The 22850-nt window shown below is 53.9% G+C and carries 26 protein-coding genes; 16 read left to right on the forward strand and 10 right to left on the reverse strand.

Features of this window, described 5'->3' with window-relative positions:
- Positions 1-2: 2 nt before the first annotated feature.
- The 3 genes from RAL91_RS24705 to RAL91_RS24715 all read left to right on the forward strand — a co-directional run bounded on the left by RAL91_RS24705 (position 3) and on the right by RAL91_RS24715 (position 2446).
- Complete coding sequence (locus tag RAL91_RS24705) at positions 3-1118, forward strand: hypothetical protein (protein WP_306258874.1); 1116 nt, start codon at positions 3-5, stop codon at positions 1116-1118.
- Positions 1119-1255: 137 nt separating this feature from the next.
- Positions 1256-1996: an AraC family transcriptional regulator gene (locus RAL91_RS24710; protein ID WP_306258875.1), complete on the forward strand. Its 741-nt coding sequence runs from the start codon at positions 1256-1258 to the stop codon at positions 1994-1996.
- Between the two features lie 69 nt (positions 1997-2065).
- On the forward strand, positions 2066-2446 hold the full coding sequence (locus RAL91_RS24715) for a VOC family protein (RefSeq protein ID WP_306258876.1): 381 nt from the start codon (positions 2066-2068) through the stop codon (positions 2444-2446).
- Positions 2447-2783: 337 nt separating this feature from the next.
- On the opposite strand, the gene RAL91_RS24720 is transcribed toward RAL91_RS24715, so the two are convergent.
- Positions 2784-4493, reverse strand: coding sequence for an aconitase family protein (locus RAL91_RS24720; protein ID WP_306258877.1), 1710 nt, complete (start codon positions 4491-4493; stop codon positions 2784-2786).
- 2 nt (positions 4494-4495) lie between these two features.
- On the reverse strand, positions 4496-5200 hold the full coding sequence (locus tag RAL91_RS24725) for a GntR family transcriptional regulator (protein WP_306258878.1): 705 nt from the start codon (positions 5198-5200) through the stop codon (positions 4496-4498).
- 142 nt (positions 5201-5342) lie between these two features.
- Between RAL91_RS24725 and RAL91_RS24730 the strand changes: the two genes are divergently transcribed.
- The 6 genes from RAL91_RS24730 to RAL91_RS24755 all read left to right on the forward strand — a co-directional run bounded on the left by RAL91_RS24730 (position 5343) and on the right by RAL91_RS24755 (position 10386).
- Complete coding sequence (locus RAL91_RS24730; protein ID WP_306258879.1) at positions 5343-6155, forward strand: transporter substrate-binding domain-containing protein; 813 nt, start codon at positions 5343-5345, stop codon at positions 6153-6155.
- Between the two features lie 56 nt (positions 6156-6211).
- On the forward strand, positions 6212-6874 hold the full coding sequence (locus RAL91_RS24735; protein WP_306258880.1) for an amino acid ABC transporter permease: 663 nt from the start codon (positions 6212-6214) through the stop codon (positions 6872-6874).
- A gap of 10 nt (positions 6875-6884) precedes the next feature.
- Positions 6885-7547: an amino acid ABC transporter permease gene (locus RAL91_RS24740; RefSeq protein ID WP_306258881.1), complete on the forward strand. Its 663-nt coding sequence runs from the start codon at positions 6885-6887 to the stop codon at positions 7545-7547.
- The gene (locus tag RAL91_RS24745) at positions 7544-8266 is read left to right on the forward strand and encodes an amino acid ABC transporter ATP-binding protein (protein WP_306258882.1); all 723 of its coding nucleotides are present in this window, start codon (positions 7544-7546) and stop codon (positions 8264-8266) included. Before RAL91_RS24740 ends, RAL91_RS24745 begins: the two co-directional genes overlap by 4 nt.
- 85 nt (positions 8267-8351) lie before the next feature.
- Positions 8352-9311, forward strand: coding sequence for a dihydrodipicolinate synthase family protein (locus tag RAL91_RS24750; protein ID WP_306258883.1), 960 nt, complete (start codon positions 8352-8354; stop codon positions 9309-9311).
- A gap of 49 nt (positions 9312-9360) precedes the next feature.
- Positions 9361-10386 (forward strand): proline racemase family protein, encoded by a 1026-nt coding sequence (locus tag RAL91_RS24755; protein WP_306258884.1) that lies wholly within the window; start codon positions 9361-9363, stop codon positions 10384-10386.
- 89 nt (positions 10387-10475) lie between these two features.
- Here the strand turns inward: RAL91_RS24755 and RAL91_RS24760 are convergent, their stop codons facing one another.
- The 8 genes from RAL91_RS24760 to RAL91_RS24795 form a co-directional block, all read right to left on the reverse strand.
- Positions 10476-11087 carry a hypothetical protein gene (locus RAL91_RS24760; protein ID WP_306258885.1) on the reverse strand — a complete coding sequence of 204 codons (612 nt, stop codon included), beginning with the start codon at positions 11085-11087 and terminating at the stop codon, positions 10476-10478.
- A 15-nt stretch (positions 11088-11102) separates the two neighbouring features.
- Positions 11103-11879, reverse strand: a complete 777-nt coding sequence (locus RAL91_RS24765) for a succinate dehydrogenase iron-sulfur subunit (protein ID WP_306258886.1) — start codon at positions 11877-11879, stop codon at positions 11103-11105.
- Between the two features lie 29 nt (positions 11880-11908).
- On the reverse strand, positions 11909-13723 hold the full coding sequence (gene sdhA, locus RAL91_RS24770; protein WP_306258887.1) for a succinate dehydrogenase flavoprotein subunit: 1815 nt from the start codon (positions 13721-13723) through the stop codon (positions 11909-11911).
- A 3-nt stretch (positions 13724-13726) separates the two neighbouring features.
- Positions 13727-14107 carry a succinate dehydrogenase, hydrophobic membrane anchor protein gene (sdhD, locus tag RAL91_RS24775; protein WP_306258888.1) on the reverse strand — a complete coding sequence of 127 codons (381 nt, stop codon included), beginning with the start codon at positions 14105-14107 and terminating at the stop codon, positions 13727-13729.
- A gap of 12 nt (positions 14108-14119) precedes the next feature.
- Positions 14120-14536, reverse strand: coding sequence for a succinate dehydrogenase, cytochrome b556 subunit (gene sdhC, locus RAL91_RS24780; RefSeq protein ID WP_306258889.1), 417 nt, complete (start codon positions 14534-14536; stop codon positions 14120-14122).
- A 167-nt stretch (positions 14537-14703) separates the two neighbouring features.
- Positions 14704-15753, reverse strand: coding sequence for a TraB/GumN family protein (locus RAL91_RS24785; protein ID WP_306258890.1), 1050 nt, complete (start codon positions 15751-15753; stop codon positions 14704-14706).
- A 10-nt stretch (positions 15754-15763) separates the two neighbouring features.
- Positions 15764-15967 (reverse strand): DUF1737 domain-containing protein, encoded by a 204-nt coding sequence (locus tag RAL91_RS24790; RefSeq protein WP_306258891.1) that lies wholly within the window; start codon positions 15965-15967, stop codon positions 15764-15766.
- 46 nt (positions 15968-16013) lie between these two features.
- Positions 16014-16904, reverse strand: coding sequence for a CoA ester lyase (locus tag RAL91_RS24795; protein ID WP_306258892.1), 891 nt, complete (start codon positions 16902-16904; stop codon positions 16014-16016).
- A gap of 133 nt (positions 16905-17037) precedes the next feature.
- Between RAL91_RS24795 and RAL91_RS24800 the strand changes: the two genes are divergently transcribed.
- From RAL91_RS24800 to RAL91_RS24830, 7 genes are all read left to right on the forward strand, one after another.
- A complete protein-coding gene (locus RAL91_RS24800) occupies positions 17038-18204 on the forward strand; it encodes an FAD-binding oxidoreductase (protein ID WP_306258893.1) in 1167 nt (388 codons plus the stop codon).
- A 97-nt stretch (positions 18205-18301) separates the two neighbouring features.
- On the forward strand, positions 18302-19258 hold the full coding sequence (locus RAL91_RS24805; protein WP_306258894.1) for a bifunctional hydroxymethylpyrimidine kinase/phosphomethylpyrimidine kinase: 957 nt from the start codon (positions 18302-18304) through the stop codon (positions 19256-19258).
- 31 nt (positions 19259-19289) lie between these two features.
- Positions 19290-20213, forward strand: coding sequence for a threonine/serine dehydratase (locus RAL91_RS24810; protein ID WP_306258895.1), 924 nt, complete (start codon positions 19290-19292; stop codon positions 20211-20213).
- 144 nt (positions 20214-20357) lie between these two features.
- Positions 20358-20480, forward strand: coding sequence for a hypothetical protein (locus tag RAL91_RS24815; protein WP_306258896.1), 123 nt, complete (start codon positions 20358-20360; stop codon positions 20478-20480).
- A 60-nt stretch (positions 20481-20540) separates the two neighbouring features.
- Positions 20541-20993 carry a ribosome silencing factor gene (rsfS, locus tag RAL91_RS24820; RefSeq protein WP_371932466.1) on the forward strand — a complete coding sequence of 151 codons (453 nt, stop codon included), beginning with the start codon at positions 20541-20543 and terminating at the stop codon, positions 20991-20993.
- Positions 20994-21011: 18 nt separating this feature from the next.
- A complete protein-coding gene (rlmH, locus tag RAL91_RS24825; RefSeq protein ID WP_306258897.1) occupies positions 21012-21494 on the forward strand; it encodes a 23S rRNA (pseudouridine(1915)-N(3))-methyltransferase RlmH in 483 nt (160 codons plus the stop codon).
- A 57-nt stretch (positions 21495-21551) separates the two neighbouring features.
- Positions 21552-22787: a lytic murein transglycosylase gene (locus RAL91_RS24830; protein WP_306258898.1), complete on the forward strand. Its 1236-nt coding sequence runs from the start codon at positions 21552-21554 to the stop codon at positions 22785-22787.
- Positions 22788-22850 lie beyond the last annotated feature (63 nt).

Here is a 22850-nt window from a genome sequence, read left to right on the forward strand (position 1 = left end):
CCTTGAAAGCCGATCTGTTTCTGATCAACGGACCCAAAAAAGCCAATGCCTTTCATGCGTCCGGAATCGATGATTTTGAGCTGAGTCCAAAGGGGCAAATCGAGATCGACATGCTTGTCGCCTCGCCAGACTGGACGCTCTATGCGGTCGAACCCGCAAAGGGTAAGGCAATGTTTGTGGAGATGCCCGAAGGCAGCGACTTGTCCAATTCCGTCTTTGTCTACCAGGACCAATATGATCAGGGATTGCGCGCCGCAATCCTTGACCTTGATACCTTTATCGAGGCCAGTCAGGCGATTGCACCGCCAAACCATCTGTCGTTTCTGTTCTCAACCGGGCGCTGTGGCTCAACACTGGCAAGCCGCATCTTCACAAAATTACCGGATGTCTGGAGCCTGTCGGAGCCCGATTATCTGACCAATATAGCCATGGCACGGCTGAAATACCCGCGCGCCGAGCTTGTGGCATTGGTCCGGGCAGCTACGCTTTGGACATGTCGCCCGCCGAAGGGCCAGGCGCCAACAACGATCGTCATAAAACCACGCAGTGAGGCGACGTTAATCGCCGAACTGTGCCAGGAGGCATTTCCGCACGCGCAGAATGTATTCCTTTATCGAAGCTTACTCGGCTGGGCAGATTCCATAGGGAAGCTTTCACAGCGGGCCATGGACCCGGCGCTTGTTTATGCCGAGACCGAGTTTTGGCGTGACTGGTGGGATCATGTCATGGCGGGTCAGCCACTGACGACATTAGAAGACTATTTCCCTCCGGATCACGGGCCAATTCTGGCGTCAGAATTCTTTACTCTGGCATGGGATCTGCGAATAGAAGGCTATCTCAAGGCACTGCGGCGAGGCATGAACTTTACCGCAATTCACTATGCGGACCTCAATAAAAACAGAGAGCAAGAGACGGCGCGCCTTCTCCGCGGCTGCGGATTGTCCACTGACTATTTGAATTTGGCATTGGAAGCATTTGCCGTGGACAGCCACAAAGGAAGCGTCAGCGAAAATGAAACACCCGCCATGCCAATGCCAGCGAGACAAAGGGCGCGCGCCGCAGCCTTGTTGGCCCGAATGGGAAAGCGCGACTATGTAGAAGCCAGACTGCCAGATTAGGGTATGATCAGGGTCTGAACCCAGCTGGGCGATAGTATAAATGCAGAAAAATACAGGAAACTGTTCGGCCAAGCCATATTGTGCCGATAATGACTGTTGCTGGTGCAAAATAACTGAGCAGGAGACGTGCCACGGACATGTACAACCCAAAAGGAAACGGCAAGGAGAAAACAATACAATCTGTGCAGTTTGCAGAGGCAGAGCCACCAAGTCATTTGCGTGGGATAGTACATCGATTTTTAGAACTAAAGACTGGCGGCACGCTGTCGAATGATTATCGATTTCATGCATTGCCGGATGCATGCACCTACATCGTCTTTGACCAATTGAATCCCAAAGTCGCTGGAGTTTCCAAATTGCGCGCCTCGTCCGAAGAGCTCAATTTGGGCAAGGCATTTCACTATGTGAACATTCGTTTTTTGCCTGGCGTCTGGCAAGGTGGCCGTAATGAGGCTGCTTACGGCATGGTGGAAACGGCCTATTCAGGCGAGCTGCCGCTGATCGAGATTAATCGTCAGCTTTCCAAACGGGATTTTATCGATCAGCAGTCGGTGTTGTCAGGGTTCGTAGAAATGCTGATTGATCGCAAGCAGGTCGTAGCGAACCCCGTGACTGAAAAAATATTTCAAAACCTCGACGAAATTCATACAGTTTCAGACATGGCGGCTGTTTCAGAACTGTCGACTCGCCAGTTGCAACGAACGCTCAAACGAACGACCGGGTTTGCTCCGCACGACTTTCTTAAAGTGCTGCGCCTGCAACAAACTCTGAACGGCAATGATGCATCTTCTTACGCCGACCAGTCGCATTTCATACATTCGTTTCGTAAAGCCACAGGCTACACACCGGGCAAATATTCTCGAAAGTTTGATGTCTGATATATACAATACACACCAACTTCGACTTGCTATCTGATTGTCATAATCGATAACAAACAGGAGTTGGATATGACAAAAATGAACGCAGTTGGATGGTTCGACATCTATGTAAGCGACCTGAAACGGGCAGTTGCTTTCTATGAAGCTGTCTTGGGGCAAAAACCGGAAGAAATGGCCGATCCAACAGGTCAGTCACAAATGATGAGTTTTCCTGCTGACATGAATTCATACGGAGCCGCCGGCGCTTTGACAAAGTCAAAACATGCATCCCCGGGGGTAGGCGGCACTGTCGTGTATTTTTCTGCAGAAGACTGTGCGGTTGAAGAATCACGCGTTGCCGATGCTGGCGGCAAAGTCGTCAGACCAAAATTCTCAATCGGTGAGTTTGGCTGGGTCACACTGTGTCAGGACACCGAGGGCAACATGTTTGGTCTCAATTCCCTGAAATAGAGTTCCTGTAATCAACAATGAATGAATAGCGTCATGTCTGGCGTATAAACTGAACCCACGGGCCTGTCGAAAGGCTGCCCGTGTTTCGTTTTATCCTATTCAAGACCAATTTGGACCAGATTTGCATTTGGCTTATGCTGCGATCTTCAAACAATGACCCGGATAAACAGGGTCAACCGCATCAGGCCGACGCGCCGGAACCGGGCGTAAAGAAAGCAGCATGATTGGAGCAGCCGATGTCCGCAAAGCGGGCTGAAGTGGACAGGGCCACCGCGTGCGAAATTCGAATTTGTTGCGCCGGTCTCCGGTCAGACATTTTGACCATTCACTGTGGCGATTAGACGTGCTCCGAAAGCCAATCTGGAAGGTCTTTTGTCGCATTACCACTCAGAGCAACACGGGCACAGTCTGACAGGCTGCCGAACCGAACACCGCGTCCGGTAAGTCCGGTGGCGTAATGTGAATATTTCCCGGAATTGGTGAATAACGTCTTCGCCTTTGTTGGAAACAAAGGTTCGGTTATCGAACACCAGCAAATGTCCGGAAAGACCTGCACACCGGCATTTTCCAGGCGTTGAATGATGCCTTCCGACCTTGCTTCAGCCAGTACATTGCGCCCTATAGTCACAATCGTATCTGTGTGTGGATCACAGTTTTGCCCGTCAAGAAGATCTGCAAAATTGCGACACTCTGCAAGTGAAGCATGGGGGCTTCCGATTGCCACCAGTTCCACTTTTTCGCCTGCCCGGTTGAAGCTCAACCAGACCTGCGCCAAATCTGCAGGTGAAATATCAAGGCGCTTTGCATTTTCAACAGCAGCAAGATGCCCCTCGGGGGTATGGCCGCGAACATGCAACATCGGTGCCGCAGAGGTTGTGCCAAAGGCCGCACACAAAGCTTTTAAATCGTCTTCGCTGGGGCGAGCCATTTCAAGACCGATCAGAACCGGGATTCGATTGGGTGACAGCGTGCCAGCCAACCAACCCAGCATTGGCCAAAGGGCGTCGTCGTACGAACCCGGCAATTCAACTGCAATCTCACACTCCGGCAGGCGGTTTTTTGCCAAATATACGCCGGTCTTTGGCGCCCGCCCGGTCATGGCAATAAAAAGATCCAGATAATCTGGATGTTTCGCCGTTCGCGCACCAAGTACGGAATTTGCGTAGATGACAGCATTGGATTCTGACCAACCAATATCTTCACCTTCTGCCGGGGCGTCATCCAGCAAGTAAGGTGCGCAGGTGAATGTGGGGCGGCACCCCATTTTGACGTAAGCATCTGCAAGACGGCTTGCCTTATTGCCAAATTCAGGCGCAAGTCCCTGGGATAGCCAGTTCTCACGATCCACAGAAATTGCGTTGATTGTGGTCGGGATGCGTGCCTTTGCACCCAACTTTTGCATCTTTTCAGCAAAATCGAGATTTGCATCATGCGCCAGAATACACCCGTCAATATGCCCGCGCGACACATCGACAAAGCCTGACGCATTTTGCGCTGCGGCCATGAGGCAGAGAATTTCCATAGCAATTTGCGTGGCACGACCATCGCCGCCGTCCAGCATACGTCGGTCAGCCTTGGATAGGTCCAGCATGTCTGCGGCGTTCGTTTTCAGACGTATCGATCTGTCATCAAATCGAAGTTCCGTCCCGTCTATGGCAGCGGCGTTTGCACCTGACAAAGCCTCAAAAACAGGCTTTGGAAGGCGCATGACAAGCACTGGGGAATCGAATAGTCGGCCTGCAATCATTGCACCGAGAGTGAGAATGTTCTCTTCTTCGCAAAACACCAAAGCGGCAGGTGCATTGCCGTCGCGCGCCAGTTGAAGCAACACCCCGCTACCACTGCAAGATCCGCGCGATGTCGGCATGAGCACGATTTTTCCGGAAAGCGCTGCGCCATGATTGGAGTGATGGGTGTCGATTATGACGCCGGTATCAGGATCGACGCCACCCCAAAAACTCAGCCCTTCTTCACAGAAGACAATTTCGCCCTGCGCCTTTCCTGCTACAAGAAGCGTTCCGGCAGTTTCAGCGTTTTCGATTATCATATTTAGGCCGGAAGCGACTTCGTGGAAATTTGGTGCTGCACCTCATCCCGTCTCGTTTGCAGATAACCCAGCAATGATGCTTTCACGTCTCTTATGTGAGCTTGCGTCAGTGATGCTGCCCGCTCAGTGTCTCCAGCTTCGCAGGCCAACAGGATGTCCTCGTGCTCTTGTGTTGCACGTTGCATTCCATCGGTCAGAGAGATCTGGGCACGTACATAACGGTCCAGCCGGTCCAGAAGTCCGTTGATCACCTTTAAGTAATTGGGCGATTGGGCCGCCTCGTAAAGGCAACAGTGGAACTGTCGGTTGAGTTCGGTCCAGTCTTCCGGTTTTGTCGAACGTGAGAATTCAGCGTGATATTGTCGTGCCTGCAGTAAAGTGGCCTGGGTCATAATTGGCACTGCGCGCCGCATAGCGTCTGCTTCCACCAAGGTCCGCAGGTCAAAGATTTCGTCAAACTCTTCATTGGTTATTGCTGCGACAACGGCCCCTTTATAGCGGCGCGTTTCGACAAGACCCAACTGGTGAAGGCGCGCTATCGCTTCGCGCACGGGAATGCGACTGGTGTTGAAGGCTTTCGCAATCTCTTCCTGCCGAAGCGGTGCTCCCACCTGCAGGGTTCCCTTGACAATCGCCTGACGCAAAGACTCAAATACAATTTCAGTAGCCGACTTGGTTTGTGAGACATCGACTGCGCTGAAATTCATGATCTTTCTCCTGCTCCAGCCTGGATTCTGGTCGCCCTACCTATAGGGCTTCGAATTCTGGAACACCACAATTAGAATATTGTAGACATTATATTGTATCCAAAGTAGCATTTAATGGCACAATTCTCAACAAGGGTTCGATATGAAAAAGACTATCCTGACCGCAGTAACTGCGGCCGCACTTCTTGCCACATCCTTCTCTGTGTCGGCATGGGCCGACACGCTTGACGACGTTGTTGATCGCGGAACACTGCGTTGCGGTGTGGTTCTCGATTTCCCACCAATAGGCTATCGCGACGCAAACAACGAGCCAGCAGGGTTCGACGTGGAGTACTGCGCTGACCTGGCTGCGGCATTGGAAGTCGAGCATGAAATTCTGCCTCTTACCTGGTCTGAGCGTTTGCCCGTCATTGTGACTGGCCGCGCGGACGTCGTATTTGGCGGCACCTCAGACAGCCTTGCCCGTGCGCGAACAGTCGGGTTTTCGATCCCTTACGCAATTTACTATGCGCAAGGCATTGTGAATGCGGAAAGCGGGATCGAAACCATTGAAGACATGCGCGGCAAGCGCGTTGCAGCAGCTGTAGGTACCGTCCCAGAACAAGAATGGTTGAAAATCGCCGCCGAGTGGGGCGAAGAAGATAACTATCAGGGGTATCAGTCCGAGAACGAGGTTTTTCTGGCTGTTACTCAGGGAAAAGCCGACATTGGCATAACGACCAACACAGCTGTGCTTCCCATTACTCAGCAGTATGACAACATCCTTGCCGGTCCCCGTATGCCTTGGACCACGGATTACACCTCCGTTGTTGGCAAGCGCCAAGACGTAACCTGGTTGAACTATCTCAACCTGTTCGTCACCCATCAGGTTCGCTCCGGCCGTTATCAAGAGCTATGGGGCAAATACGTTGGTGGCGAAGCACCCGAACTTCGCATTCCAGGCGTCATGTACTGATGAAATTTCCTCGCCCCCTCATCGGGGCGAGGAACCGACTGATCGGGGCGTGAAATATGTTTGACTATAATTTCCATTGGCGGCCTGTTTTCAGAAGCATTCCCGATCTTCTTGAAGCGGCAACCGTCACCCTGCAGGTGGCGGTGATCTCAATGGTGATCGGCATACTTATTGGCCTGGTCCTTGCGTTGACCCGTATGCACCTGAGCGGACCTGCAAGATGGATCGCCTCAACCTGGGTTGAAGTAGCGCGCAATACGCCCGCTTTGTTTCAACTGTTTTTCTTCGGATTCGGGCTCGGTGCTGTGGGTGTGCATTTGTCGCCTTACGTCATAGTCGTCGCTGCCCTCAGCTTTAATTGCGCTGGTTATCTGGCGGAGAATTTTCGTGGTGGATTCCAGGCGATCCCGGAAACACAGATTCGCGCTGCGCGCTCTCTCGGCATGACAGCCTGGCAAAGTTATACGAGGATCATTATCCCGCAGGTGTTTCGCATCGTATATCATCCGATAACCAATCAGATGGTTTGGGCGGTGCTGATGTCATCGCTTGGCATGTTGGTGGGGTTTCGGGAGCTGTCTGGCGAGACGCAGGCGCTTGCCAGCCGCACCTATCGTATTTTTGAGTATTTCGCCGTCACAGCCGTGATCTATTATATGGTTGTGAAAATCATACTGCTTGCGTCGCGCCTGCTGGCCACGCGCCTTTTCAGGTATTGAGGGGCACCAGATGGAACCGACAATAAGTTTTTTTTCGGGCTTTCAGCTTTCCGATCTCTGGTACCTTGCCGAGGCTGCCTGGCGCACCTTGTTGATTTCTGCCTGCTCAATAGCCATCGGCACCATACTTGGGATCATATTTGGCTGGATGCTTTATGAAGGCAAGCTGGCTGCCACGTTGACGCTGAACCCGATCCTGGACATCTTTCGTTCAGTCCCTCTGATTATTCAGCTTGTTCTGTTCTATAATTTCGCGCCAATTATCGGGTTGAATCTTGATCCCTTCTTGTCCGGTGTCGTAATCCTGTCGATCTATTGCGCATCACTGGTGGCAAACGTTGCACGCGGTGGAATGGAAGCGGTTGGCAAACCGATGCGCCGCGCATCGCGTTCGCTTGGGATGAATTACTGGCAGGATTTGCGCCATGTTGTTTTGCCAATCGGTGGGCCAGCGGTGTTTCCTTCCTGGGTAGGCGTAGCACTTGGTGTGATGAAAGACAGCGCTCTGGTGTCGGTCCTGGGCTACATCGAATTACTCAAGGCCAGTCAGATCCTCGTCACGCGCACACAAGAGCCTTTATTGATCCTGACAATTGCCGGCGCTTTCTACTTTGCACTTTCCTATCCAATCTCGCGTTATGCCGCAGCGCTTGAGCAACGGTGGTCCACATGATCGAAATCCGTGGGGTAGAAAAGTTCTTCGGAGCCTTACAGGTTCTTAAGGGGATCGATTTGGATGTGCGAAAGGGCGAGGTCCTGTCGATCATCGGGGCGTCAGGTTCTGGAAAATCGACGCTGCTTTATTGCATCAATGGACTTGAACCGATCCAAAAGGGCTCCATCAAGGTCGATGGCACCGATGTGCACGCCAAGAGTACAAATATAAACCACCTGCGCCAGAAGATGGGCATGGTTTTTCAGCAATGGAACTCTTTCCCGCATCTGACCGCCCTGGAAAACGTGGCGCTTGCGCCCAAAATCGTGAAGGGAATGTCGAAAGCCCAAGCGCGTGACATTGCCGCCAAACAATTGGAGCATGTGGGCTTGGGCGATAAGTTGGATGTCTACCCCAGCGCGCTTTCTGGGGGCCAGCAACAGCGGCTTGCCATCGCGCGCGCGCTGGCGATGGAACCGACTTATATGCTGTTTGACGAAGCAACCTCGGCGCTGGACCCTGAATTGGTTGGCGAGGTGCTGGATGCCATGCGACTGCTGGCGCAAGAGGGAATGACGATGATCTGCGTAACCCATGAAATGGGCTTTGCGCGCGATGTATCTGATCGGGTCGCCTTTGTGCATGAAGGTATTATCGAAGAAATCGACACCCCCGCCGAAATTTTTGGCACGCCTAAATCCGATCTTCTCAAAAAATTCCTTTCGAATATCCGATGATTTTTGGAAACCCACACAGACATCGCGGTCTAAGCTCCGATCCGCGCCCCGATCCACGATGTGAATTAACTCAAGGAACATAGTAATGACTGTAGATGCATTCGCAGGCTGCATGCCTGCCCTCATGACCCCCTGCACTGCAGACAGAAGTCCCGACTTCGATGGTTTGACCAAGACAGGCCAAGCACTGATCGAGGCGGGCATGTCTGCGGTGATTTATGCTGGCTCCATGGGCGACTGGCCGCTTCTGACTGACGCCGAGCGGATGCAAGGGGTCGATCGACTGGTAAAGGCCGGTGTGCCCGTTGTTGTTGGCACGGGCGCCGTCAATACGAAAGCCGCAGTGGCGCATGCCGCGCATGCCGCCGAAGTTGGCGCGCGCGGGCTGATGGTTATTCCGCGCGTGCTGTCGCGCGGATCTTCTGCGGCCGCACAGCGCGCGCATTTCAAAGCGATCCTTGAGGCGGCCCCGGATCTTCCCAGCGTCATCTACAATAGTCCATATTACGGCTTTGCAACGAAGGCCGATCTGTTTTTTGACTTGCGCAAAGACCATCCAAATCTGGTGGGCTTCAAAGAATTCGGCGGCAAAGCGGATTTGCGATATGCCGCCGAGAACATCACATCACGGGATTCAAATGTAACGTTGATGGTTGGCGTGGATACCGCCGTATTCCACGGGTACGTCAATTGCGGGGCGACGGGGGCGATTACAGGAATTGGCAACGCGTTACCCAAACAAATCTTGCTTCTGTGCGCGCTGTGCCAAAAAGCGGCTGCAGGGCACGTGGAAGCCCGCATACGGGCGATGGAGCTGGAAGAAGCCTTGGGTGTTCTGTCCAGTTTCGATGAAGGGCCGGATCTTGTTCTGTTCTACAAACACCTGATGGTCTTGAACGGCCACGACGAGTATCGCCTACACTTCAATGAAACAGATGCGCTTTCGGACGCGCAGCGCAACTATATTGAGCAGCAATACGCCCTGTTTAACACCTGGTACGCCGCGTGGTCTGCGCAAGGTGGTATCATCGCGAAATGCTCCTGATCTCGGGCCAGAACGTTTGATCAGACAGAAGGCTGGGTCGGGGTGAAACATGCGTAGCTCTAAGACAATTCATGTAATTTCCGCCCATGCGGAAGGCGAGGTCGGCGATGTCATTGTCGGCGGCGTGTCCCCGCCATCCGGCGACACGATCTGGGATCAACGCAGCTTCATTGCGTCAGACCAGAGCCTTAGGAATTTCGTATTGAATGAACCACGAGGGGGCGTGTTTCGGCACGTCAACTTGCTGGTTCCGCCAAAGCACCCCGATGCCGACGCCGCCTTCATCATCATGGAGCCAGAAGACAATCCGCCGATGTCCGGGTCAAATTCGATTTGCGTTTCAACTGTATTGCTGGATAGCGGAATTATCCCGATGCAGGAACCTGTGACGGAGATGGTCCTGGAAGCGCCCGGCGGTCTGGTGCGGGTCAGGGCCGACTGCAGTAATGGTAAGGCGACGCGCATAACGGTTCAGAATGTGGCCAGTTTTGCGGATAAAATTGCAGTGCCGCTGGAAGTGGAAGGGATCGGAACTCTAACGGTTGATACGGCCTATGGTGGCGACAGCTTTGTTGTCGTCGATGCCGAAAGCCTGAACTTTGAAATCGTTGAAAGCGAAGCTGCAGACATTGCCCGCCTCGGCGTCAGGATCACCGATGCTGCGAACCAGCAATTGGGGTTTACGCACCCCGAGAACCCCGACTGGAATCATATCTCATTCTGCGCTTTTTGTGGCCCATTGGAGTCCGTGCCGACAGGTGTAGCCAGCCGATCTGCTGTCGCAATCAAGCCCGGCAAGGTGGATAGATCGCCGACCGGAACCGCAGTTTCGGCACGGATGGCATTGATGGCAAGCAAGGGCCAAATGACCATCGGTGAGGAATTTGTGGCGACCTCAATCATCGGTTCTACTTTCACGGGGAAAATAGAAGCTGCCACAAGCGTCGGCGACCGGGCAGCAATTATCCCGCAGATCAGCGGACGCGGCTGGATCACAGGCATCCACCAACACATGCTGGATCCAGACGATCCATGGCCTCAGGGCTACAAGCTTAGCGATACATGGGGGGCATAACATCGTTGTTACCGATTGATCGCGATACGTTTGTCAGTAAGCAGTTTCAGTGAAGTAGCGGTGGCGGAACCTGCATCAGGCGAGGGCCGCTAAACAATGTTCCAGAACACATAGCCAAACCAGGCGTAGAACAACACCCAGATAAACAGGGTCAACCGCATCAGGCCGACACGGCGGAGCCTGGTGTAAAGAAAACTGCGCAATAGGCCCGACAGGACCAGTACCACCACAATTCTTGAAAAGCGGGCAATGGTCGCCGGTTCCAGAAACGCCAGCAATGGCGCAATGCCGGCTTCAAAGGCGGTTGCAGAAAATATTTTGAACGGAACCCCGGTAAAGCCGCCAAACAGCAACGCGCCCATAGGTTCCGCTGCCATATCAGTGGACGCATAGCGCAACAATTCCTCGGTAATACCGGGAACTGTCAGAATGAAGGACCGGACAAACTCCGGGTTCACCTGCGACAATTTATAAAGAACAATGCCGCCCAGCATTGTGCCGATCAAAGCCGTAAAGGCAGGGACCATGGCCTTCAGCACGCCGAAGCGCATCACAGCCAGGCTGATCAGCACATCCACCATGATGAAAAACCAGAGAGCTTCCGCAAATCCCCAGATGAAGCCCACGAGTGACCACACCAGCAGCCAGCTCCAGGTCAGGGCATTCCTGGGAGACATGGGACCGAGCAGCAGCCCAACCATGACAAGACCTACCCTTTAGACGCGTCTTTCAACCATCATCTTCTTGATTTCTGCAATGGCCTTGGCCGGGTTGAGACCCTTCGGACATGCTTGCGCGCAATTCATGATGGTGTGACAGCGATACAGCCGGAACGGATCTTCCAGATCGTCAAGCCGTTCACCGGTCGCCTCATCCCGGCTGTCAATCAGCCAGCGATAGGATTGCAACAGAACTGCGGGGCCCAGATAGCGATCACCATTCCACCAATAGCTTGGGCAGGATGTTGAGCAACAGGCGCACAAAATACACTCATACAGCCCGTCCAGTTTTTCACGGTCCGCTTCGCTCTGCTTCCACTCCCGTTGCGGGCTTGGCGTTGTTGTTTTGAGCCACGGCTCAATCGAGCGATGCTGGGCATAGAAATTCGTCAGATCCGGCACCAGATCCTTGACCACCGGCAGATGCGGCAGGGGATAGATTTTAACATCCCCGTCAATCTCATCCATGCCCTTGGTGCAGGCCAGCGTATTGGTTCCATCGATATTCATGGCACAGGACCCGCAAATGCCCTCGCGGCAGGACCGTCGGAAGGTCAGGGTCGGATCAATATTACTCTTGATCCAGATCAGCGCATCCAGAACCATCGGTCCGCAATCATCCAGATCCACATGATAAGTGTCGACCTGCGGATTGCCGTCCCCGTCAGGATTCCAGCGATAGATGCGAAATTCACGCAAATTGCTGCCAGATGGTTTTTCCCAGGCTTTACCCTGCTTCATCTGTGAATTTTTAGGCAGTGTCAGTTGAACCATGATTGAAAGGCTCTCTCAGCAAAAAGAAATTAATAAACGCGGGTTTTGGGGGCGATCTTCTCCAACGGTATTTCGTTGGACAACGGGTCAGCATGAACCGGACGCGAATCCAGCGTTACTTTCCCCTCTTCAGACACCCAGGACAGCGAATGCTTGCGCCAGTTCTCATCATCCCGATCCGGGCAGTCCTCACGCGCATGAGCGCCGCGGCTTTCTGTCCGCGCTTCGGCGGAGTAAACTGTGGTGATGGCATTGGCCATCAGGTTTTCATACTCGATGGTTTCCACAAGATCCGTATTCCAGATCATGGACCGGTCGGTCACCTGAATGTCGTCTCGCGCATCCCAGATTTCCGACACGCGCTTACAGCCATTCTTCAAGGTTTCGCCGGTCCGGAACACGGCAGCATCCTCCTGCATGGCTTTCTGCATTTTCAGGCGCAGATCAGCGGTGCGGGTGCTGCCATTGGCATTGCGCAATTTATCAAACCGCTGCAGAGCCTTGTCGACGGACGCCTGATTGAGGTTCTCATTGCTGGATTTCGGGTCAACAATTTCACCGGCGCGAATAGAGGCCGCCCGCCCAAACACAACCAGATCGATCAGAGAATTGGACCCAAGACGATTGGCACCATGCACAGAGGCACAGGCAGCTTCGCCAACGGCCATCAGCCCCGGCACCTTGGTGTCAGGATTGCCGTCTTTGAGGGTCATCACTTCACCCCAGTAATTGGTCGGGATGCCACCCATGTTATAATGCACGGTCGGCAGAACCGGAATCGGCTCCTTGGTCAGATCAACACCGGCGAAAATCCGTGCTGATTCTGAAATACCCGGCAGACGCTCTGCCAAAGTTTCCGGCGGCAGATGATCCAGATGCAAATGGATGTGATCCTTGTCATTGCCTACGCCGCGCCCGTCGCGAATTTCCATGGTCATGCAGCGGGACACAACATCACGCGAGGCCAGATCCTTATAGGTCGGCGCATAGCGCTCCATAAAGCGCTCACCTTCGGAGTTGGTCAGATAACCACCCTCGCCCCGCGCGCCTTCGGTAATCAGGCAGCCCGCACCGTAAATACCGGTTGGATGGAACTGAACGAACTCCATATCCTGCAAAGGCAGTCCCGCACGTGTGACCATCGCATTGCCATCGCCGGTACAGGTATGGGCGGATGTGGCAGAGAAATAGGCCCGGCCATAACCGCCGGTTGCCAACACCACCATTTTGGACTTGAAGGCATGCATCGTACCGTCATCCAGCTTCCAGGCAAGAATACCCTGACAGGTGCCTTCTTCCGACATGATCAGATCAATTGCCAGATATTCGATAAAGAATTCGGCGTCATGTTTCAAAGACTGGCCATACAGCGTGTGCAGGATGGCATGGCCGGTGCGGTCTGCTGCGGCACAGGTGCGCTGCACAGGAGGGCCTTCACCATATTCCGTCGTGTGGCCGCCAAATGGACGCTGGTAAATTTCGCCTTCCTTGGTCCGCGAGAAGGGCACACCATAATGTTCCAGTTCATAAACGGCCTTCGGCGCCTCACGCACCATGTATTCAATGGCATCATGATCGCCAAGCCAGTCTGACCCCTTGACCGTGTCATACATGTGCCACTGCCAGGAATCCGGTCCCATATTGCTGAGGCTGGCCGCAATGCCACCCTGCGCTGCAACTGTGTGCGAGCGCGTGGGAAATACTTTTGTTATACAGGCGGTGCGCAGGCCTTGCTCCGCCATTCCCAATGTGGCGCGCAGACCAGATCCGCCAGCGCCAACAACAACGACATCGAATGTGTGTTCGGTAACGTCATAGGCCTTACCATTTGCAGCAGTCACCACGGACTAACCTCCAAAGCTCAATTTCAGAATGGAAAACACCGACACAAGTGCGATTGCCGCCGTGAAGAAAGTGTTCCCGAGTACGAGCACAATTTTCATGCCCTCTGAGTGAATATAGTCCTCAATCACAACCTGCATACCCAAACGCATATGCCAAGTGACCGACAGAACCGCTGCGATCAGGAAAATTGCACCAAGCGGCGAACCTGCCGCTGCAACAAATTCCGCGTGGGTAGCGCCAGACAACATGATGACAAGAATCACAAAGCCGATAACCAGCGGCACATTGGCAACGGCTGTCAGCCTTTGTTGCCAGAAATGCGATGTGCCATCCTTGGCTGATCCAAGATGGCGAATGGTTTTCAAAGGTGTCCGCATTGACATGCTTATTTGCTCCTATCGCACCATATAGCCGATGATCCAGACAAGAACTGTCAGAATCACCGAGCCGGCGAGTGTGGCCTTCGCCATTGTCTCACGCACAACTTCGCCGAAGCCATGGCCCGTGTCCCAGACAAAATGGCGCAGGCCGCCCAACATGTGATGCAGCAAGGCCCAGGTGAAGCCAAACAGGATCACCTGTCCGAACCAGGATCCGAAAAAGCCCTGAACCCAGTTGAAATAGTCAGGACCGCTTGCAGCCGCAAACAACCACCAGGCCAGCAAAAACATGCCGAAATACAGGCCAACGCCGGTAATGCGGTGGACGATGGACATCACCATCGTGAACAGTGGCCGGTAAACCTGAATATGCGGAGAAAGGGGTCGATCAGCGCCAATGCGCGGATGAGGGGTCGGTGTCGTCTCAGACATGAAATGCGCCTTTATTTGCAGCAAAGCCAATCGGCGAGACAGATTTTGCAAGGAGTCTGCCAGAAAATTAACCAGATATTGCCATCAAGTGCTCTGTTCTTAGAAAACTTAAGCAGCCACGTCAAAGTAACCTTTTGACCCATGGGCACTTTATCGCAAATGAAAGCCTATTGAAGCAGAACGCGTTCCACCTCAAAACCGGACTCACGAAACAGGGCAACCAAACCCTCCTTGCCCGGCAAATGCAGCGCCCCGACCGCAATAAATGCACCACCCTCGCTGACATAAGGCAAAGAACGCTCGGCCATGCGCCGATTGCGATCAACGATCATGCTTTTTGCAAAACCCTCCGGAATATCGGCCAGCGGCGCGAACGGCATTTCGATTCTTTCAAGTGCCAACATCTGATCCATGCGTTCTGCATCATAAAGCGCAACCAGCGTCGCAGCAAAGTCTTCGATCTGATCTTCGTGCAAAACCAAAGTCTCCAGCATCTTCACGCCTTCGGCCAGTGGAATATTGGTAATCGCTTCCATCTGCTCGGCAAAGGATTCAAGGCCGGTTGTGGGAATACCAGCAGCTTCGGCTGCGCTGGCGATGCGCACATCAACCGTATTGTTCATGCCCCCGGTACTTTCCAGCATGCCCGGCAATTCACAGGACGGAATGGAAATCAGCGCCGTGACGACAAACGGCCGAAAGCCGATCAGGGCAAAAGGTGGCAGTCCCATATCCGTCATCAGACGCTCCAGATTGCCATAGGCCTGCGGGCTCATGAAATCTTTCAATGTCTTGCCATTACCCAGAAACAGGTTTCCCATCTGCAGCACCGATTGTTCTGCAACAATCGTTTCATTGGCAATATCAGGGATTTCCGTGACCACCAGTTGCGACTGCAGCACCAGATCAAGCACCGTCGGCGAAATCTCCGGAACACTCAGTTCAGACAGATGAATTGTACCGAACAGATATGATGTTTTGCCGTCTGGCGCTGTGATCCGCCACAACAGCCCTTCCCCATTGGGAATAGCCCGCGCTTCGCGCTCCAGATTGGCATAGACCTCCGGGTAATCCGCTTCCAGCTGGCTGACAATACTTGTGCCGGTACAGCTGGGATGTGCCGGATTGGCAGTAGCAGCTGTTGCCCCAAACGCCACCAGCAAGCCCGTAAAGCCAAGCACGCAGCCAAGAAATCCCATGCGCCAGATTGCGGTCACAACAATTCTCCTAATAGTCAGACAAAGTTATATCGTCAGAATAGGTGCCTTCGGTCTCTTTCCAGACCGCCTGTCCGCACATCATGGAACCACTTTCAGGATTATGCGACAGCGTCGGGCTGCCATGCAGGTTCCAACCGGCACTTAAGGCCTTGGAGACGCGTTTGCAAAATGACGAATCATCAGGGCCTGTAAGATATCGATAGAGTTTCATATTGTTTCCCGTTTCATACTGTTTCCCGGTTCATGGTGTGTCCTGCTTATTGAGTACCGTCCGCAAGGCCTGCCTTCACCAGCACCCGCTGAGCGGCTTTGAGATGCAGAAATTCCACCATTTTGTTGTTAACAGTCAAAACAGCTTTGCCAGCATTGGCCGGATCGGCAAACGCTGCGCAAATGGCTTTCGCCTCCAGCACATCCGCCTCAGCCGGTGTAAAGGCCACCATACAGGCCGCAATCTGGCCCGGATGGATCAGGCTTTTGCCATCAAGGCCAAGTGCGGCGCCCTGTTCACATTCCGCCTGAAATCCGTCCATATCCTTCAAATCGGTATAAACGCCATCCACCAGAGCCAATCCATAAGCGCGGCACGCTGCAAGGCATTGCATGATCCACGGAATAAAGGCTGCCCGTCCCGGCACTAAAGGCGTACCCGTTTGCAGCGCAAGATCATTGGTTCCCAGCATCAAAGCTTCCAGTCTTGGGTCAGCCGCCGCCGCCATTGCGGCAATCTCACCGATATTCATCAGTGCCAGCGGGCTTTCAATCATACCCCACAACCGAATGGAAGCTGGTGCGTCGCTTGCTTCAAAGGCGCTCAGCGCGGTCTCGATATCAGCGGTCTTGTCCACTTTCGGCAGCACAATGCCGTCTGGAACCATCGCCAGAACCGCCAGAAAATCTTCCGCGCCCCATAGCGTATCAAGCGGGTTGATGCGCACCAGAATGCGGCCCTTTGGGCGGTCCCCTTCCAGCGCTGCACGTAAGGCTTCTCTGGCATCGGCTTTGCCAGCACTGGTAACTGCGTCCTCCAGATCAAAAATGACACAATCAGCGCCCAACATGTCAGGACTGCCTAACACTTTAGCGACAGCACGATGATTGTCGGCCGGGACATACAATATGCTGCGAAAGGCGTTGTATTTGTTCATGAGATTTCCAGATAATTGAGCGCCTTCTTATCACCCACAAACCGGCTCCTGTCAGCAGTCTTTTCATGGCATTCGCACTGTGAACCTGCTACAGCAGCGATTACATGCCCGGTGAAAAAACCAGCGATTCCCAGTGCAAAACACATTTGATGTCATCATTATTGGAAGCGGCATTGTCGGCGTTTCAACCGCATGGCATTTGCGGGGAATTGGCTTTGCCGGCACAATTGCCATCGTGGAACGCGACCCGAGCTTCAGCCATTCATCCACGTCTCAGGCCATCGGTGGCATCTGGCAGCAATTCTCTCTCAAAGAAAACGTTCAAATGTCGCTCTATGGCGCAAAATTCCTCAAGGAATTTGCCAAGGAGCAGAAAATCGATCTGGATTTTCAAGAACATGGCTACCTGTTTCTGGCCAAGGAGGAGGGTCAGGACACTCTGGAAAAAAATGTCGCCCAGCAGCGCAAGCTGAAAGCCGACATCGCGCTATTGACCCCCACCTTGCTGCAACAGCACTTCCCCTGGCTCAATACAGACGGGCTGGCAGCCGGGGCTCTGGGTCTGTCCAATGAGGGATGGTTCGATGCCCACCAGCTTCACAGTTCCATGCGCAGCGCGGTTCGCGACTGGGACGTGCCCCTGATCAAGGGATCAGTCTCCGAAATCGAACATACCGACAGCGAAATTCGCTCGGTGATGCTGGACAATGGGCGGCGGCTGAAATGCGGTCATCTCGTCAATGCAACCGGACCCAATGCCGGAATTCTGACGCGGATGGCCCGGATTCGTCTGCCCATTGAGCCAAGAAAACGCAGCATCTTCATGGTCCATGGCGATTCTGCACCATCTGAAATGCCGGTGCTTGTCGACCCCAATGGTGTGTTCCTGCGCCCGGATGGCCCCTTCCACATTTGCGGCGTCGCGCCCGACAAAACATCTGACAGCCGCAGCACCACGTCAGACATTGAGCCGGATCCGGATTTGTTTCATGGCATCATCAAGCCGGCACTTGCGGCGCGTTTGCCCGACGTAAAAGAATTCAAGATCATTCGATCATGGGCTGGCCATTACGACTACAACAGTTTTGATCAGATCGCCGTTCTGGGACCTCATACCCGTCTTGAGAATTTCTATTTTGCCAACGGCTTTTCCGGAATTGGCCTGCAACAGGGCCCGGCGGCAGGGCGCGCCGTAGCCGAACTCATTCTCCATGGCGCTTATCAGACCCTCGATCTGTCCCGGCTTGGCTTTGAGCGCATTGTTGAAAACCAGCCGCTTGAAGAGGAAAACCTGATTTAGCCCGATCGTGACTTCGATCCCCTGCCAAGTTGACTAACCTGGCCAACGGGCTGATATGGATGGCCACTTGGTTCAACAGCACTGAAATGCGCTTAAGATGCAGCCTTCAAACTCCGCAGCCACCCGCCCTTCAATTATCGTTCTGTCCAGCCTGGTGGCTGATGGCTCTGTCGGTGGACGGTTGGCCTGTTTTGCCCTGGAAAGACTGGGGTTTCCGGTCTGGCTCGTGCCAACAGCCACCCTGCCCCGCCATCCCGGTCGCAGTCCTTCGGTCCGCACAAATACGTCTGCTGAATTTCTGCAAGGCTGTTTGGCTGATCTATCTGAACTGGCCAAATCGCAGCCAATCGCCGCAATCCTGACCGGCTATATGGGCGATGCTCAGCAGATAAACATCATTGCCGACGCCATATCCGATCTGAAAGCGAGCCATCCGGACCTGCTTTATATGTGCGATCCTGTGTTGGGAGATGGCGACCAATTATATGTCGCTGAGGAAACTGCGAACGCCATGCGCGACAAGCTCTGGCCGCTATGCGATATCGCCACGCCCAACAGTTTTGAACTGTGCTGGCTGGAAGGCGCTGCTGATCAATCCGTAACAACCGCGCCCGCTCTGGCCGATCTTTCAAGAACGGCATCACCGCAACGCGTCGCCGTGACCAGCGTTGCCGGACTGATGAAAGGGTATATTGGCAATCTGCTAGCCACGCCCGACACGCCGGCCATTCTATTTGAGCATCTGGTCATGCCGCACGCGCCACACGGCACAGGGGATTTGTTTGCGGCCCTCTTGCTTGGTCATTATCTGCTATCCGGTAATTGGGAAAAGGCGACCGAGCGGGCAAGTGCCGCCCTGTTTGAACTGACCGCCAGAGCCGCAAAATCAGGCCTTCACGACCTGCCGCTGATTGCAGAGCAAGCATCGCTGGAGCGTCCCATGGCCTCAGTATCCAAACGCCAGATCACAACGGCCCAGACAGGAAGCAAAACCGGACAGCAAGCTGGAAAGAAGGGCAAACGACCCGTTTTGAAACCCAGCCCTCTTTCGTAAACAAATCCGCTCTCATAAATCAGGAACCCTCATGATAAGCCGCAGTGCAATCGAAGAAGCTCACGCGCGCATTGCGCCCTATATTCGCCGCACGCCTGTCATGGACAGCAATGGCGACTTTTGCGACCATGACACGCCCGTGTCCCTCAAGCTGGAACTGTTTCAGCACACAGGGTCATTCAAACCGCGCGGCGCGTTCAACAATCTGCTCACCAGAGCGGTTCCAAAGGCAGGCATCGCGGCAGCGTCCGGTGGCAATCATGGTGCAGCCGTGGCCTATGCTGCCGCGCGCCTGGGTCACAAAGCTAAAATCTTCGTGCCGGAAATATCCAGCCTGGCCAAACAGGCTAAAATCCGTGAAGCGGGTGCGGATTTGGTCGTGGAAGGCGCGCACTATGCCGATGCCCTTGCACTATGCAACGCCTATCAACAGCAAACCGGCGCGATGACAATTCACGCTTATGACGCTGAAGAAACCATCGCCGGGCAAGGAACGGTTGCACTGGAGTGGCTGCAGCAATCAGGCCCGCTGGACACATTATTGGTGGCAGCCGGTGGCGGTGGTCTCATCGCCGGCATTTTATCGGCATGTCAGGATGTGTGTCGCGTAATCTCGGTGGAGCCGGATGGTGCCTGCTGTCTGGCTCAGGCACTGCAGGCCGGACGACCGTTTAATGTGGAAATTAGTTCAATCGCAGCGGACAGTCTTGGCGCGCAATCATTGGGCAAATTGTCCTTTGAAATTTGCCAAAAACACCTTCACCGCGCAATCACCGTTCCCGACAGCGCTATTCTCAAAACCCAGAAAGCCATCTGGCAAAAGCTGCAAATCATCACCGAACCGGGTGGAGCAACGGCACTGTCTGCGCTCGTCCATGGCGCCTATAGACCTGAACCGGGGGAGCGAATTGGTGTTTTACTATGCGGTGCCAACGCTGAATCTGGTGTTTTTTGACCATAATTCCTACAAATCCGCCTTTTCTGGCAAAAGAGCCTTGAAACTATTGCCTGTCAGAGCCTATTTTAGGAGTGTGCATGGCTTATGCCTTGCGCGAAGGTAAATAGCCGTTCACTCAGACGAACTCTCAGATGAGATTGTATGATCGTTGACCGTGTGGCCGTTATCGGAAAATTCTTCACCATGAAAGCCTGTGCTTTGATGTGGTTGGTTCTTTTGGGCCGACGCAAAAATGCCGGTTTGGTCCATTATTTTGGGCTGTGACATGAGGAAGGCCTATTCGGCGACGGGTGCATTTATTTTTAAAAGGATAAAACCCTGACCATGCCATTGCAGGCTTCGTCCTCCGACACAGCGCCAAAAAAAGGTGCAAATGTGCAACCCGCACATGCGATGTCAGAGGCAGCGGCTGAAACCGAATTCTCTTCGGAAGAAGCCCTTAAAATTGTTCTCGCCAGCCTGGATGATTCCAAGGCTGAGGAAACACTGCCAATCGATATCAGCGGAAAATCTCCACTGTTCGACCATATTGTGGTGACCACCGGACGCTCACATCGTCACGTCAATGCGATTGCCGATCACCTTTTGCGCGATGTGAAAACAGCCGGTCTTGGCCGCGCTTCTGTTGAAGGCTTGCCGGCTTGCGACTGGGTGCTGGTCGATACAGGCGATGTTGTCGTTCATATTTTCCGCCCTGAAGTGCGCGAGTTTTACAATATCGAGAAAATCTGGCGCGCCCAGGAAGACGATATGACACCGGCTCCGGCAAACGCCTGAGCGAGTGAAACTGAGCCAGTGAAACTGACGATAGCTGCAATCGGGCGGATGAAACGCGGTGCCGAGCAGGATTTGTGCGCGCGCTATGCTGATCGCGCCGACAAGGCAGGCCGCGCGCTCAGCCTTGGCCCATTGCGCATTGTCGAATTCAATGAATCTCGCGCACCGCGACCAGCTGAACGCAAGGCCCAGGAAGCTGACATGCTCTTGGGTGCCGCACCTCCTGGCGCGGCAAAATTCGTGTTTGATGAACATGGCACTGCCCACACCAGCCGCAGCTTCACAAATATTCTGGCGGAAGAACGCGATAATGGCTGCTCGGAAGCATGGTTCTTCATTGGCGGCGCTGATGGCCATGGCAATGCTTTGCTGGATGCTGCGACCAAAAAAATATCGCTGGGCAAAATGACCTACCCCCACCAGATTGCACGATGCCTGTTGGCAGAGCAGATTTACCGGGCCATCACCATTCTGTCTGGACACCCCTATCATCGGGACTAGGGTCAAAACCCAATTGGAAAACTTGAAAGCCGTTCTGTTTTTGATACAAGGATAGCCATGATCCGCACCCTCTTATGTCTTCTTTTGCTCGTGACGTCCGGACAAGTCTTCGCTCAGGATCGCGGCGCTATCGAGCGGCAGTTCCAAAACTGGCTGAAAGATACAATTTTACCGCAAGCGCGGTCCGTTGGTGTGTCGCGGCGCACCTTCAATGCCGCTTTTTCCGGAGTGACCCTGAATTGGGACCTTCCGGACCTTGTACCACCAGGCACCAAGCCCAAAGTGCCCAAGCGCCAGCGTCAGGCTGAGTTTAGTTCACCAGGAAAATATTTCAGACGCGGCAGCATTGATGGCGCCACCTCGGTTGGCCGACAGATGGCGGCACGCCACGCAAAAATACTTGCAACTGTCGAACGGCAAACCGGTGTGCCGGGACGCATCGTTCTGGCCATCTGGGGCCGCGAAAGCGGTTATGGTCGAGCTTCAATCCCCCACAATGTGTTTAAAGTTCTGGGCACGAAAGCCTTTATGAGCACAAGAGCGCCCTATTTTACCGCTGAATTGGTAGCGGCTCTTCAGATCGCCGAGGCAGGCCACGCACCAGAGCGCACCATGAAAAGCAGCTGGGCTGGCGCTCTTGGCCAGCCGCAATTCATGCCATCCAGCTTCTTGAAATATGCTGCAGATGGCAATGGTGATGGCCGCGCTGACATCTGGAACTCTGAAGCTGACACCATAGCATCCATCGGAACCTACCTTGCCTTGCACGGCTGGGTCGGCGATCGCGATTGGGGCTTTGAAGTGGATCTGCCGCGGTCTGTTTCCTGTACGCTGGAGGGCCCGGATCAGGGCCGATCCATCGCCGCTTGGGAAGCCATGGGGATAAAACGCGTGTCCGGGCGCCCTTTCCCTGATCACGAAAAACGCGGTGAAGGCTATCTGCTTCTGCCAGCAGGCCGAAACGGTCCGGCCTTCATTGCCACACCGAATTTCTTTGTTTTGAAGGAATATAACAAGAGCGATTTATATGCGCTGTTTGTCGGTCATGTCGGTGACCGCATCCAGTATGGTGTTGGTGATTTTACCGCACGCTGGGGCGCTGTCGGCGGACTGCTGCGCTCCGACGTGGCAACCATGCAGCGTGCGCTGGAAGCAAAAGGGCATGATGTTGGCGGTGCCGATGGGCTGGCCGGTTTCAAAACCCGCCGCTCCATAGGCCGTTGGCAGGAAGCAACGGGACAGGCTTCAACCTGCTTCCCCGAAGCAAATATGAAGGCAGCGCTGACCCGCTGACAACCAAACGGATAAGTGGCGGGTGAGTGGCCTGTGAGTAGATTGAGCATCACCGAGATGGAA

This window comes from Pararhizobium sp. IMCC21322 (assembly GCF_030758295.1).
Taxonomy (GTDB): Bacteria; Pseudomonadota; Alphaproteobacteria; order Rhizobiales.